Annotated in this window: 16 protein-coding genes; 7 read left to right on the top strand and 9 right to left on the bottom strand. The window is 68.0% G+C overall.

Annotated elements, in window-relative coordinates:
- Positions 1 to 15 precede the first annotated feature (15 nt).
- Entirely contained in the window at positions 16 to 363 is a 348-nt protein-coding gene (locus N5J73_RS22530) for a RidA family protein (protein ID WP_005418155.1), read from the bottom strand.
- A 192-nt stretch (positions 364 to 555) separates the two neighbouring features.
- On the opposite strand from N5J73_RS22530, the gene mprF reads away from it, so the two are divergent.
- Complete coding sequence (mprF, locus tag N5J73_RS22525; protein ID WP_049443909.1) at positions 556 to 3,120, top strand: bifunctional lysylphosphatidylglycerol flippase/synthetase MprF; 2,565 nt, start codon at positions 556 to 558, stop codon at positions 3,118 to 3,120.
- A gap of 98 nt (positions 3,121 to 3,218) precedes the next feature.
- Here mprF and N5J73_RS22520 read toward each other — a convergent pair whose 3' ends face one another.
- From N5J73_RS22520 to N5J73_RS22505, 4 genes are all read right to left on the bottom strand, one after another.
- Positions 3,219 to 4,565 carry an AcvB/VirJ family lysyl-phosphatidylglycerol hydrolase gene (locus N5J73_RS22520; RefSeq protein ID WP_049443908.1) on the bottom strand — a complete coding sequence of 449 codons (1,347 nt, stop codon included), beginning with the start codon at positions 4,563 to 4,565 and terminating at the stop codon, positions 3,219 to 3,221.
- 78 nt (positions 4,566 to 4,643) lie between these two features.
- A complete protein-coding gene (locus N5J73_RS22515) occupies positions 4,644 to 5,261 on the bottom strand; it encodes a DUF998 domain-containing protein (protein WP_049443906.1) in 618 nt (205 codons plus the stop codon).
- On the bottom strand, positions 5,258 to 5,431 hold the full coding sequence (locus tag N5J73_RS22510) for an oxidoreductase-like domain-containing protein (RefSeq protein ID WP_049443904.1): 174 nt from the start codon (positions 5,429 to 5,431) through the stop codon (positions 5,258 to 5,260). Before N5J73_RS22510 ends, N5J73_RS22515 begins: the two co-directional genes overlap by 4 nt.
- Before the next feature lie 50 nt (positions 5,432 to 5,481).
- The gene (locus N5J73_RS22505; RefSeq protein WP_049443902.1) at positions 5,482 to 6,084 is read right to left on the bottom strand and encodes a hypothetical protein; all 603 of its coding nucleotides are present in this window, start codon (positions 6,082 to 6,084) and stop codon (positions 5,482 to 5,484) included.
- Between the two features lie 228 nt (positions 6,085 to 6,312).
- Here N5J73_RS22505 and N5J73_RS22500 point away from each other — a divergent pair, with 228 nt between their 5' ends.
- A complete protein-coding gene (locus N5J73_RS22500) occupies positions 6,313 to 7,467 on the top strand; it encodes a tetratricopeptide repeat protein (RefSeq protein WP_049443900.1) in 1,155 nt (384 codons plus the stop codon).
- 6 nt (positions 7,468 to 7,473) lie between these two features.
- Here N5J73_RS22500 and N5J73_RS22495 read toward each other — a convergent pair whose 3' ends face one another.
- Positions 7,474 to 7,809 (bottom strand): zinc ribbon domain-containing protein YjdM, encoded by a 336-nt coding sequence (locus N5J73_RS22495; RefSeq protein WP_010482882.1) that lies wholly within the window; start codon positions 7,807 to 7,809, stop codon positions 7,474 to 7,476.
- Between the two features lie 181 nt (positions 7,810 to 7,990).
- Here N5J73_RS22495 and N5J73_RS22490 point away from each other — a divergent pair, with 181 nt between their 5' ends.
- From N5J73_RS22490 to N5J73_RS22480, 3 genes are all read left to right on the top strand, one after another.
- On the top strand, positions 7,991 to 9,352 hold the full coding sequence (locus tag N5J73_RS22490; protein WP_049443899.1) for an Hsp70 family protein: 1,362 nt from the start codon (positions 7,991 to 7,993) through the stop codon (positions 9,350 to 9,352).
- A 229-nt stretch (positions 9,353 to 9,581) separates the two neighbouring features.
- Complete coding sequence (locus N5J73_RS22485) at positions 9,582 to 9,875, top strand: YkgJ family cysteine cluster protein (RefSeq protein ID WP_053462562.1); 294 nt, start codon at positions 9,582 to 9,584, stop codon at positions 9,873 to 9,875.
- 11 nt (positions 9,876 to 9,886) lie between these two features.
- Positions 9,887 to 10,069, top strand: a complete 183-nt coding sequence (locus N5J73_RS22480; RefSeq protein WP_005410566.1) for a hypothetical protein — start codon at positions 9,887 to 9,889, stop codon at positions 10,067 to 10,069.
- Between the two features lie 49 nt (positions 10,070 to 10,118).
- On the opposite strand, the gene N5J73_RS22475 is transcribed toward N5J73_RS22480, so the two are convergent.
- Genes N5J73_RS22475 through N5J73_RS22465 form a run of 3 tightly spaced genes read right to left on the bottom strand, consistent with a single transcriptional unit; the run spans position 10,119 to position 12,119 of the window.
- Positions 10,119 to 11,000, bottom strand: coding sequence for a DUF4097 family beta strand repeat-containing protein (locus tag N5J73_RS22475; protein WP_279941352.1), 882 nt, complete (start codon positions 10,998 to 11,000; stop codon positions 10,119 to 10,121).
- A gap of 10 nt (positions 11,001 to 11,010) precedes the next feature.
- Positions 11,011 to 11,544, bottom strand: a complete 534-nt coding sequence (locus tag N5J73_RS22470) for a hypothetical protein (RefSeq protein WP_049443896.1) — start codon at positions 11,542 to 11,544, stop codon at positions 11,011 to 11,013.
- The gene (locus N5J73_RS22465) at positions 11,541 to 12,119 is read right to left on the bottom strand and encodes a sigma-70 family RNA polymerase sigma factor (protein ID WP_049443894.1); all 579 of its coding nucleotides are present in this window, start codon (positions 12,117 to 12,119) and stop codon (positions 11,541 to 11,543) included. The genes N5J73_RS22470 and N5J73_RS22465 overlap by 4 nt, the downstream gene beginning before the upstream one ends.
- A gap of 126 nt (positions 12,120 to 12,245) precedes the next feature.
- Here N5J73_RS22465 and N5J73_RS22460 point away from each other — a divergent pair, with 126 nt between their 5' ends.
- The gene (locus N5J73_RS22460) at positions 12,246 to 12,425 is read left to right on the top strand and encodes a hypothetical protein (protein WP_049443892.1); all 180 of its coding nucleotides are present in this window, start codon (positions 12,246 to 12,248) and stop codon (positions 12,423 to 12,425) included.
- 36 nt (positions 12,426 to 12,461) lie between these two features.
- A complete protein-coding gene (locus N5J73_RS22455) occupies positions 12,462 to 13,055 on the top strand; it encodes a mechanosensitive ion channel family protein (protein WP_080354789.1) in 594 nt (197 codons plus the stop codon).
- Positions 13,056 to 13,221 lie beyond the last annotated feature (166 nt).

Raw genomic sequence — 13,221 nt, 5'->3', positions numbered from 1 at the left:
TGACCTTGCCTGCCGTTACGGCACCGCCGCCGTCACCACGATCTCGACCTTCCACTCGGCGTGGGCCAGCTTGGCTTCGAAGGTCGCACGGGCCGGGGTCGCGCCCTCGACCACCCACTCGTCCCACGCCTTGTTCATGCCGTCGAAGTCGGCGATGTCGGCCAGGAACACTTCCGCGCGCAGCACGTGCTGGCGGTCACTGGCGACCAGCGCCAGCAGCTTGTCGATCTCCGCCAGCACCTGCCGGGTCTGCCCGGTGATGTCCTGGCTCGTGTCTTCCGGAATCTGGCCGGAGAGGTAGGCGACCTTGTTGTACACGGTCATTTCGGACATGCGCGGTCCGACGTCGTAACGCTCCATCATGGGCGTGGCTCCTGCGGGTGATCAGGCCTGCATTGTCCTCCAAACCGGTCAACGGTGGGTGCATGGGCAACCTTCGCGCAGCCCCACTACCGGGCTACGACACGCACGCTGGTCAAATGACGGCGACAGGCGCACGATGCGCCACGCCCGCGTTGACACCGCACTCGCCCTTCCTGACGCACCCTTGCGCCGATGACCCCAGACACCGACCCCGCCACCGCTTCCTCAACCCCGGCATGGAAGCGGGTCCTCACCATCGTCGTTCCCCTGCTGATCCTTTCGCTGGCCCTGCATGGCCTGGCCAGTGAATTCGACGAGCACGGCTACCGTGCCATCCGCCAGGCGTTCCGCCAGCTCAGCGGCATGCAGATCGCGCTCACCGTGGTGCTTGGCCTGGCCAGCTACGCCTGCCTGATCGGCTTCGATGCCATCGGCCTGCGCCGCAGCGGCATCCGCGTCCATCCGGCGCGCATCGGCATCACCGCCTTCCTCGCGCATACGCTGGGCCAGACCGTCGGCTTTGCCGCGCTGACCGGTGGTGCGGTGCGCCTGCGTGGCTACCGCAGCGCCGGCCTGGACCTGGCTCAGATCGGCCAGGTAGTGCTGATGAGCACGCTCGGTTTCGTGTTCGGTGCATGGCTGTTGATCAGCGTCGCGCTGTGCATGGAACCTGCGGCGGCGGCGTTGGCATTGCCTTTGAATCCCGAAGCCGTGCGCGTGGTCGGCATCGTCGCCCTGCTCGCCTATCTCGGCACCGTGCTGCTGGTCGGCCGCGATGGACGGCAGTTCAGCGTGTTCGGCCATGCGTTGTGGCTACCCGACCGCCGGACCATGATCGGCGTCACCGTGCTCAGCGTCATCGAGCTGGTACTGGCCAGTGCTGCGTTCTATGTGCTGCTGCCCGACTCCACTCCCACCGGCCTGCCCGGCTTCGTCGGCCTGTACCTGGTGGCGGTGCTGGCCGGCCTGGTCTCGACCGTGCCGGCCGGCCTGGGCGTGTTCGAATGGAGCCTGCTGAAGCTGTTGCCGCAGGTGGCACCGGCGGCGGTGCTGGCGGCGGCGCTGATCTACCGCGTTACCTACTATGTACTGCCGCTGGTACTGGCTACCCTGCTCGCGCTCGCGCCCGCCCTGCGCCAGCCGCTGCAGGCCAGCGCCGGCGCAACCCGTGCCGGCTGGAACGCGCTGCGCCCATGGTTGCCGCAGATCATCGCGCTGGCGGTGTTCAGCATCGGTGCCGCGCTGGTCATCGACGGCACGCTGCCGACGCCGCGCCGTCACCTGGTCAACGCCTCGCTGCCGATCCTCGAAACCTCGCACCTGATCGGCAGTCTCAGCGGCGTCGCACTGCTGCTGATCGGCCAGGGCCTGGCCCGGCGCAGCCACGCCGCGTGGATGCTGGCGATGGCGGTGTGCGTGATCACCCCGCTGCCGCTGTGGCTGCGTGGTGGCCAACTGTTGATCGCCCTCTCGGCGGTGCTGGTGGCGATGGCACTGTGGGCCGCACGTCGCGAGTTCTACCGCCAGGGCGCGCTGCTGGACGAAGCCTGGTCATGGCCGTGGCTGCGCAACCTCGGCCTGGTGCTGGTGGCGGTCACCTGGCTGCTGTTCTTCACCTACAGCCATGTCGAATACCAGAACGAGTTGTGGTGGCAGTTCGCGGTGTCGGGCAACGCACCACGCGCGCTGCGCGCGTTGCTGGTGGTGGCCATCGCGCTGGTGATGTTCGGCCTGGCGCGGCTGCTGCATAGCACGCGCAGCCCACTGCCGGCCGCCGACGAAGCCACGCTGCAATCGCTGGCACCGGTGCTGGCGGGTGCTACGGACACCCAGGCCTGTCTGGTACTGACCGCCGACAAGGCAGTGCTGCGTGACGACGCCAGGCTGGGCTTCGTGATGATGCAGCGCTATGGTGGCTCGCTGATCGCAATGGGCGATCCAGTCGGCCCGCCGGACGTCGCCCGTGCACTGATCTGGCGCTTCCGCGAAGAAGCCGACCGGCTTGGCCTGCGTCCGGTCTTCTACCAGGTCGGCGAGACGTACTGGCAGACCTATCTCGACCTGGGCCTGGGGCTGGTCAAACTGGGCGAAGAAGCGATGGTGCCTCTGCACGACTTCGGCCTGGAAGGTCGCGAACGTGCCGACCTGCGCCAGGCCTGGAACCGCGGCAAGCGCAGCGGCCTGTCGTTCCGCGTAGCGCCAGTGGAGGAAATTCCCAGCCTGCTGCCGCGCCTGCACGCGATTTCCAACGCCTGGCTGGAAGACAAATCCGGGGACGAAAAGGGTTTCTCGCTGGGCAGCTACGACCCGGACTACCTGGTGCGCTTCCCGGTGGCGCTGGTCGAGGCCGAAGGCCAGATCGTGGCGTTTGCCAACCTGTGGCAGGCACCGGCCGGTGCCGAGCTGTCGGTGGACCTGATGCGCCACGTCAACGAAGCGCCGAAGGGGACGATGGACTTCCTCTTCATCGAGCTGTTCCTGTGGGGCCGCGCGCAGGGCTATGCGCGGTTCTCGCTGGGCATGGCACCGCTGTCCGGACTGGCCCAGCATCGCCTGGCCGGTCGCTGGAACCGGCTGGCCGGCCTGCTCGCGCGGCATGGTGAGCGCTTCTATGGATTCAGTGGCCTGCGCCGCTTCAAATCGAAGTTCGATCCGCAGTGGCGGCCGCGTTACCTGGCCGCACCGGGCGGCATGCACCTGCCGGCGGCGCTGCTGGATGCCACGCGCCTGATTTCACTGGACCCGCGGCGGAGTTGAGGCCGCGATCCGTCGAGCAGGGCTCGACGCTACACTTCGCCGGGTAGGTGTCGACCTTGGTCGACACGTCAGCGACGGCGGTCGGGCATGGCTTGACGCTACATCCCGCCCTTGAGGATTACCTCGGCCAGGCGATCGTAGTCACCACCGAAATGGTGATCGCCCGGCAGCTTCACCTTCCTCACGCCGTCATTGGCCGGCAGGTCCGGGCACAGTGCATCCTCATCCTTGTCGCCGTATACGCACAGCGTTTTTTCCGCCGGCAGCCTGGCCACTTCCGGCGCGATCGGCAGACCGTCACCGCCGCCGCCCAGCCAGTTGCTGACGTGGAATTCGAAGTCGGCCTTCCTGCCCACCGACAGCAGCACGATACGGTCCAGCGCCGCGCGGGTATCGGCATCGAGCTGGTTGATGGTGGCCGGCAGCACGTCGGCGCCCTGCGAGAAGCCGATCAGCATCACCTTGTCGCGGTGCCACTGCTGGCGGTAGTGGTCGATGATCTTCTGCAGGTCACCGGCAAAGCCCTTCGGCGTGCGCTCGCTCCAGAAGTAGCGCAGCGAATCGATGCCGACCACCGCCACGCCATGCTCGTTGAGTGACGACGCCACGTTCTTGTCCAGGCCGGCCCAACCACCGTCGCCGGAAACGAACACGGCAAGCGTGTCGCCGTTGCCGGCGGCTGGCATCTCCACCACCGGCAGGCCCTTCAGCGCGGCCGGCGGCGGTGCCAGGCTGACGCCGGCCTGCGCGCCGATTACCCGCGCTGCGGCCACCAGGCCCGGCGAGGCATCACCGCGCGCGGTGCGCTTGAACTCACGCGCCATCGCGACCTGCTGCACGAACTGGCTGGCCTCCCCCACCTTGCAGCCGTGGTCACCGGCCGCACTCAACCACGGGAAGTTCAGCTCGGCAGGCTGAAGTTTGTTGTGCTTCACACCATCGCCGCAGACCATGCGCTGGTGGTTGTGGTCCGGACAGAAGCCGGTGGTCAGCACGCCGGCGAACACCTGGGTATCGGCCTGCGCTGCGAGCGAATAGGCCATCTCGGCACCTTCACCATCACCGCCGACCAGCGGCAGGTGGTAACCGGGCAGATGCAGCGAGGCCTGCAGCCAGCGCGAGAAGTTCTCGACGTCACCGGAACCGAACGAACAGGTCGGGTCACCCTCGCGCTTGAGCACCCCGCGCAGGTGCGCGATGTCCACGGCGGCAACCATGGCGCCGTCGGCACGCAGGGCCTCGATCGGCAGGCGGCTGGTGTCGCCACCGGCGGTGGGCTCATGGAACCAGATCACTACCCGCTGCGGCGTGCCGGCCGGCATGTGCACTGGAATCTGCTCGAACCGCCCGTGGCTGAACTGCTGCACGTTGGCCGCCGCCATCGCCGGCAGCGCCGCCAGCGCCAGAACCACACCCATTGCCCAGCCCAGCCCTGCACGCTTCATATCGCATCCCCGATGGAATACGCACACGATACGCCGCCGCCGCGTGCACGGCACGTACCGGCGCAGGCCGTTGGGGATTCAGTGGGCCGTGGTACGCCGACCGCGCCGGTACAGTGCCAGCGCCAGGTACAGCAGCCAGCCCACGATCACCACGATCACGGCCTTCTGGCCCAGCCCGCGCGGCGGACCGGCGCGCCACAGCACATGCAGCCACAACAGTGCGAACGCCAGCCAGGCCCAACCCCAGAGCAGGCCGGCGGCGGACTGCCAGCCCGGTTCGCGGCGCAGATACCAGGCCTGCAGCAGCATGCCGACACTGGCGCACAGGAACGCGGTGTTGGCCGCCAGCCCGTGGATGAACGGCGCCAGCAGGGGGGTGGCTTCCGGCAGCCAGCTGTCACCGATGGCGACCGTCGCCAGCCCCAGTGCTGAGACGCTGAACAACAGCGGCGCCGCCGCACTGCGCCGCGGACCGATGCTGCCGCGATACAGCGCAATGCCAAGCACCGTGATGGCCAGCGCCAGCAGGCAATATGCCGCACGCAGCGCCAGCCCCCACGGCCCGTGCAGGTAAAGGCTGAGCGTGGCCCGCACCCAGTCCAGATCGGCACGTGCGAACTGCGTCCACAGCGCGGTGGCCACAAACAGCAGCAATGCCACCAGCGCCAGCGCTGCCGCCGGGCGCGTGCGGTTCATGGTGCGGCCTCAGGATGCCGCGCCTTCCATTCGGCCAGCGCCTTGCGATAGCGCTGCAGCTCGTCGGCATACAGGTCAAGTACGCACAAGGGGCAGCCACTGCCGCAGCATTCGTTGGGACCGGGCTCTTCCGGCGGCAGCGGGCGGGGATCGGGATCAGGGTCGGACACGGTTGGAGGCGACAGCCGATGGAAACAGGCCACCAGTGTACCGGGCTGGCTCAGCGCGCCAGCTGACGGCGCAGGTTGTCGCGCGCGGCCGCATCCAGGCGCTGATGGAAGAAGTCACTGAGGAAAATCTGCGGTGCACGCAGCAGCCCCTGCAGGAATCGACGCCGGCCAGCACGGTACAGGAAGCCCGGCACAACGCCCCTGTATTCCTCGGCTACACCACGGTCATAGGCGGCGAACACCGGCTCCGGCGCGGCCAGGATCGCCATGTCGCAGTCAAGGAACAGCGCCGCCTCGGCATCCACATCGTCCCGGCCAAGCGCACCATGGCGGGCGGTCAACAGGATCAACTGCTCCACGCGGGCGGTGTCGACACCGGCAAGCTCCGGCGCCTGCGCGATCGCCTGCAGGGCGAGCGCTGCCGAGCGTGCCTCGTTGTCCTTGCGGCCGGCCTCGTAGATCGCGTCGTGGTAGAGCACGGCCAGATAGACCTCGGCCGGCTGCCGCCAGCCCGGGCCTTCGGCCACTTCCTGGCAATGCTGCAGCACTGCGCGTACATGGCCGAAGTGATGGTAGGCGCGTGGCGGCGTTGCATAGCTGTCCTGCAGCGCCTGCCACTGCGCCGGAGCAAGCGTCAGCGGTGAGAAGTCCATGCCCCGATCATCCCGCCTGTGCCGGTGCCGGGCAAGCTGGTGGTTTTTTCACCACTCACTCACAACGCTTGCCGGGCGGGGCCCACAGCCGGTTGTCCACAGCTTTGTCGAGCGCTGGTCCACATCGGTTGTGGATGAGCACGGCGCCGACCAACGGTCGCTGCAGCCTGGCATCCATGGGAATACACTCGCCACAGGCGGGAGCGCCCGCCGCTGCCGGGAACCGTCATGTACCGTTCTGCCGCCCATTGCCTCTGCCTTTCGCTGCTGGCTTTCTGTGTTCCTGCCTTCGGCGCAGGCCAGGCACCGCCCGCCGATGTGGTGACGACCCCGACCATCACCGTGTCGGCCGCACGTGTGCCGACCCCGGAAGAAGTATTCGCCATTCCCGCGGACCTGCGTGCGATGCTCCAGAAGCGGGTGATCCAGCGCAGCTACTCCCGCGACCAGCGGCTGCAGGCGCTCGTAGAGATGATCTTCGATCAGCACGGGCTGGACCTTCAGTACGACGCCGATGCGACCTACACCGTCAGCGATATCTGGCAGCACCGCCGCGCCAACTGCCTGGCCTTCACCCTGCTGTTCGTGACGCTTGCACGGGAGGCTGGTATCCAGGCCCGCGTGCAGGAAGTGGGGCAGGTGGTGTCCTGGTACCAGAACCAGGACGCGGGCGTGGTCTACAGCGTCGGCCACGTCAATGCCGGTGTCGACGTCGGCGGGCGTTTCGGTACCGTCGATCTGGATCGCAATGTGCTCTATGACCGCCGCGGGCCGGTTCCCGTGAGCCGTGCTCGGGCATTGGCGCACTTCTACAACAACCTGGGTGCGGAGCGCCTCGCCGACGGTGACTTCGGCGGCGCTCGTGCATTCTTCGACGCTTCCCTGGCTCAGGACAGCGGGTTCGCTCCGGTGTGGAACAACCTCGGCGTGCTCGACCACCGCGAAGGCAACAACGAGGCGGCGCGGCAGGCGCTGGATCGGTCGCTGCAGCTGGACGGCCGCCAGGATGCTGCACTGACCAATGCCTCCGCGCTGTTCCGCAGCCTGGGACTGACCGCGCAGGCGCAGTCACTTGAGCGCCGTTTGAAGTCGGTGCAGCGCGAAGATCCGTTCGCGCAGTACATGTTCGGCGCCCGGGCCGAACGCGCCGGCCAGCTGGACCAGGCGATCCGCTATTACCGGCAGGCCGTGCGCCTGTATGACACCGCGCATCAGTTCCACTTCGGGCTGGCACGGGTCTATTTCCTGGCTGGCCAGCTCAAGCGCGCCGACCGCGAACTGCTGCGTGCACAGGAACTGGGGGGCGCGCCGGAGCAGGCGCGCTACCAGGCCAAGCTGGACAGCCTGGCCCGCTTGCGCGCGCAGCAGCAGGCCCGGCGCTGAAGGCGATCAGGCCTTCTTGAGGAAGCAGGTCTTCAGGACCAGGCCCTTGATCTTGTCCGAGTTGCCTTCGATGTGCTCGGCATCGTCCTCGACCAGGCGGATGTTGCGGATCACGGTGCCCTGCTTGAGCGGGATCGAGGAACCCTTGACCTTCAGGTCCTTGATCACGGTGACGGTGTCGCCGGCCTGCAGGGTGTTGCCGTTGCTGTCACGCACGACCAGGGTCGAACCGGCGCTTTCCTCGGCGGTCCATTCGAAACCGCAGTCGGCGCAGATCCACAGCGCACCATCGGCGTAGGTGTTTTCCAGGGTGCACTGCGGGCAGGCGGGGGCAGAAGACATCAGCAAGTACCTCAAAGTGAATCAACAGCCGCCATTGTAACCGCCTGGCCCGGAGCCCCATTTCCCTGGCCGGTATCCGGCCAGCGCCATGACCAGGGCCGGAACAGCACGCTCGTGGAACTTGCAGTCGGCCGCGAACTGCAGCAGAGTGCGCGGCCCCTGATCGCCCCCGGAACTCCCCATGCGCCTCGGCATCGACTTCGGTACCAGCAACTCCGCCGCCGCCATCGTGCATGAGGGGAAACTGCTGCCGATCCGTTTCGGCGACGCCGAGCAGTTCCGTACCAGCGTGTATTTCCCCGGCGTGGTGCCCGACCCGGACGACTTCCAGCTCGATGATGGCCAGGAACACCAGCTGCAGCAGATGATCGACAGCGCCGCACGCGCAGCCCGTGCCGCCGGCCAGGAACGCACGCCACAGGCACTGCGCCGCGAAGCCCTGCGCGCACTGCGGCGGGAATGGATGGAAGCCCGCGCCGGCAAGGAACGCAGCGCCAGCGACCTGCTGCAGAACGCGGTCTACGGCGACGATGCGCTGGAAGCCTATTTCGAGGAACACGAAGGCAACCTGGTGCAGAGCCCGAAGTCGATGCTGGGCTACAACCTGCACCCGCGCGCGAAGCAGACCATCACCGGCATCGCCGCGCACATCCTCGAACACATCCGCCTGACCGCCAGCGCCCAGCTCGGCCGCCCGCTGCGTGCCGCCCTGCTCGGCCGCCCGGTGCAGTTCCGCAGCTCGATCGGCGCGGCCGGCAACGACCAGGCGCTGGACATCCTGCGCGAAGCGGCCACCCAGGCCGGCTTCGACCGGATCGATTTCCTCGAGGAACCGGCCGCGGCGGCCATGCATTACCACGCCGAAAGCCGCGAACGTCACCAGGCGGTGATCGTCGACATCGGTGGCGGTACCACCGACATCGCGTATGCAGAAGTCGGCGGCGACGACGCCCCGCGCATCCACCGCGCCTGGGGTATCGCCCGCGGCGGTACCGACATCGACCTGGCGCTGAGCCTGTCCAGCTACATGCCGCTGTTCGGCCGCGGTATCACCCGCGTACCCGCCCACCACTACGTGGAAGCAGCGACAGTGCAGGACATGACGCGCCAGCGTGACTTCCGGCAGCACAAATACGATCACGTCGACGACCCGTGGGGCGCGCGCCTGCAGGCCCTGCAGGACAGCGGCAATACCGCCCGCCTGTACCGCGATGTCGAACGCGCCAAGATCGCCCTCAGCGCCGCCAGCGAGCACCGCAGCACGCTGGACTACATCGCCCGCGACCTGCATGCCGACAGCAGCGCCGACGGCCTGGCCGCCGCCGCCCACGGCTACCTGGAGCAGATCCGTGAACTGCTGGCGCAGGTCCGCAGCGACATCGGCGGCGACCCGGATGCGGTATTCCTGACCGGCGGCATGTCCCGTGCCGGCTACCTGCGCCAGGCCGTGGCCGAGGCCTTCCCGGGTGCCCGCATGGTCCATGGCGAGCCCTCGCTGGGCGTGGTCCAGGGCCTGGCATTGGCGGCAGCCAGCCAGGATTAACAAAACGTTACGCGGTCTAAGTTACTCTTGGTCGGCTAGAACTCCGCTGCACCTTCCACCGGCCACGCCGGTGTGTGTCCACGGTGCAGCCTGGCCCGCCCTGCGGGCCTAGCGGCCATGCCTTCCTGGCTCGATCATGGTCCGCGCAGCACCTGAGCCGCCATCGAGACCCGCTTTGGGCACCCGCCAGGCCCCTGTGGCCTTACAACCTGACGCAGCACCTGCACCCATCGACTGCCGCCGTTGTGACGCGGTCTGTTGCCGGCTGCCCGTGCTGCTGCAGCCCGGCGACCACGTGCCCGGCCAGTTCCTGTCACGCGACACCCACGGCCGTGCCGTGATGGCGCGCAACGAGGAAGGCTGGTGCGCGGCGATCGATCCCTATCACCTGCGCTGCACGATCTATTCGCAGCGCCCGGCGATCTGCCGCCAGTTTTCGATGGGCGGCGATGACTGCCGCCGCGAGCGGCAGGACTACCTGCGCCAGGCCGACGCCTGGGCGCTTTCCTCCCCTTCCACCTGACAGGAGCAACCATGCCCCGCAAGGCAAAGACCCCCGCGAAGGCCAGCAACAGCATCCGCAGCGAACGCAAGGGCGCGGCCGCCAGCACCGTGGTCAGCAGCGATTCGATCGCTTCGGACCTGGCAGCGTTCCGCAAGGCCGGTGGCAAGATCGAAGTCCTCGGCACCACCTGGGCGCTGAAGAAAGCCAGCTGACCCAGCACCGACCGCGGCGGCGCTGCCGCCGCGGCCTGCCGGACCGTGCTCAGCGATCCAGGCGAACCCGAACACTGCCCGAATGCGACTGGATGCGGATGTCACCGTCGCCGCCGCCCAGACGCGTATCGAGGTGGCTGCCCGGCCCATAGCGCGGCCGCTCCACCTGGCCGGCATCGCTGTTGATCGAGCCGCTGAAGCTGTTCACCGACAGCTGCGCCGACACCGCGCGCGGCAGGCTCAGCGTGACCGAGGCACTGACCGATTCGACATTGATCCGGCCACCGGGTGCCAGTCCGGCTGCTGCCAGATCGATGCTGCCCGAGACGGTCTCCACCGCCAGCCGCTGCACGCGGCCAGCGTCCACCTCGACCCGGCCCGACACCGTCTGCGCGCCGATATCACCGGACACGCCGCCGCCGGCCTCGATGCGGCCACTGACTGTGTTCACGTCCAACTTCGGCGTCTGCAGGCGTGCACTGACGCTGCCACTGACTGTGTTGAGCTTGCTGTCGCCACTGCGGCCAGCCGCGCTCAGGCTGCCGCTGACCGTGTCGGCCTGCAGCCGCCGTACATCGATGCCACTGATGTCCTGGCTGGCACTGACCGTGCTGAGCAGCAGTTCCACCGAACGCGGTACGTTCAGTACCAGTGTTGCGCCGCCGTTATTGCTGCGGCGCGGGTACTCGATCTCCCAGCGCACACGGTTGGCGCTTTTTTCCTGACGCAGCTGCAGGCCATCGCTGAGCGTGCCGGTGAGCTGCACGTCATTGCGGTCCCAGCCACGCACGGTCACCTTGCCGGTCACGTTGCTCAGCTCGATGCGACCGCCCGCGGCCAGGGTATGGCGCTCGTCGATGCGGGTATCGGCCAGCGCCACGGCAGGGGCCAGCAGCAGCGCGACACAGCAGGAAATCAGGGTTCGGGTCATGGGGGTCTCCTCAGGTCGTCAAGCCGGACTCGGCGGCATAGGCCGCCTGCCGGGTCAGTTCCAGCCGCAGCGCATAGGTGCGCTTGAGCTGGCCAAGCAGGTGCGGCGCACGCGGGTCCTGCGCCAGGGCGGCACGGATCTGCGCCGCGCTTTCATCCAGTTCGTGCAGGGCCGGCTGCCATTCCGGCGCCCGTCCGTCGGGCAGCGAAGCGACGGCCTGCCGGTACTGCTCGGTCATCGCCGCCGCCTGCAGCTGCAGCGCTGAAGGTACCGGTACCTCTGGCTGCGCATGGCGCCACGGCGCCACGGCGTAGACCGCCAGGCTGGCCGCCAGGGCAGCGCCGACCGGCAGCCACCAGCGGCGCCGCGAGCGCGTTGGCAGGGCCACCACGTTGTCCGTTGGCGCAGGTGCTGCCTGCGGTTCACGCGGCGGCAGCTGGGCCGACAGGCGTGCCCAGCCATCGGTGGGGACATCGCGCTCGTTCGGCAGCCCGCGCAGCCGGGCCAGCAGGTCGTGATCGGAATCGTATTCGTGTGTACTCATGTCATGTCTCCCAGCCGTGCGCGCAACAGGCCGCGCGCACGATGCAGCTGTGCCTTGGAACTGCCGAGGGCCATCTGCAGCTGCTCGGCGATTTCCTGGTGTTTCCAGCCTTCGATGTCGTGCAGTACCAGTACCGCACGCGCCCGTGGCGGCAGTGTCGACAGCGCGCGCTCAAGATCGCGCTCGGTGCCGGCACAACGGTCATGCACCGCCAGTTCCTGCAGGCCTCCGTCGATATCATCGAGGCTGTCGTGGTCCTGCCCGGCAGCCCGGCCGCGCAACTCCATCAGCGCGGCGTTGACGCCCAGCCGATGCAGCCAGGTGGACAGGCTGCTCTCGAAACGGAACCCTGGCAGTGCTTTCCACGCCTGCAGGAAAGCCTCCTGCAGCGCATCCTCGGCACGTGCCTGCTGGCCGCCACACAACCGCCACAGGACAGCGAATACACGCGGCGCGTGACGCCGGTACAGCCGTTCGTAGGCAGCGGTGTCGCCCGCGGCCGCCGCCCGCACCAGGGCGGGTTCGTCGACGGCGTCATTGGCGGCAGGCGGCGCGGGCATGGTGGTGTCGAGCATATCGCTTGGATGCGGCGACCCGGGAAAAGGTTTAGAGCCGGTCGATGATCGATGGCATGCAACCTTTTGGATGGCGGCTGCATCCATGGAAGGTCCTTCGCGAAATTGCCGTCCGGGAGTCCTGCCATGTCCAGCCCATCCTGCGCCGCCCTGCTGGTGATCGCTGCCTGCGTCCTGCTGCAGCCGCTGGGCCTGTCACTGCAGCTGCGCCCCGACAACGGCCGCGCCTGCCTGCAGCAGCACCGCCAGGAGCTGGTGTGCCTGGCCTGGACCCCGGCGGTCGAATCCCCCGCACGCGCCGGGTAACATCGGGGGCCGTTATTGCCACCTGTCGTCACCCCCATGATGTTGTCGCTGAAGGATCACCTGCCGGCCTGGACCTACCCTTGGCTCCACGACGCCGGAATCGCCGCGAAGATCCTGCTCACCCTGCTGGCCGCGTGGCTGCTGCGGGTGCTGGCACGGCGCTTGATCCGCCGCTTCGCCGAGCACTACACACTGCCGCCGGAGATGGCGATGGGCGCACGCCGGATCAGCAGTTTCGTGGTCTATTTCAGCGCAGTGCTGTATATCCTCAGCCTGCTCGGCGCATCGCCGTCGGTACTGTGGACCGCGTTCACCGGCTTCGCGGCCGTGGGCGCAGTGGCCTTCTTCGCGGCGTGGAGCGTGCTGTCCAACATCTTCTGCACGCTGCTGATCTTCACCACCCGCCCGTTCCGCCTGCATGACTACATCGAGGTGCTGGAGAACGGCGAGAAGCCGGGCCTGAAGGGCCGGGTGATCGACGTCAACCTGATCTACACCACCCTGCAGGAGACCGGCGACGGCCACGAGGGCACGGTGCTGCAGCTGCCGAACAACCTGTTTTTCCAGCGCACGGTGCGCCGCTGGCGCGACCCGGCACAGGCACCGGGCGGCATCCAGGGCGACGGCTGAGGGTGGAGTTTTCGGCAGGGCTGCGCCCTGCACCTGCAGAAGCAACGTCAACATCAAAGGCTGGCTTTCCGTGGGTTGGCGGGGTGGGTCCGGTTGAGGGGGACGCCGTAAACCCATCCATGGGGGCTTGGTCGCGCCATCCATGGCGCTCACACCCCCTCAACCG

The sequence above is a fragment of the Stenotrophomonas sp. GD03654 genome, from assembly GCF_029845105.1.
Taxonomy (GTDB): Bacteria; Pseudomonadota; Gammaproteobacteria; order Xanthomonadales; family Xanthomonadaceae; genus Stenotrophomonas; species Stenotrophomonas africana.
The sequence above is the reverse complement of the archived record's forward strand: the minus strand, read 5'-3'. Positions and strand labels throughout refer to the sequence as shown.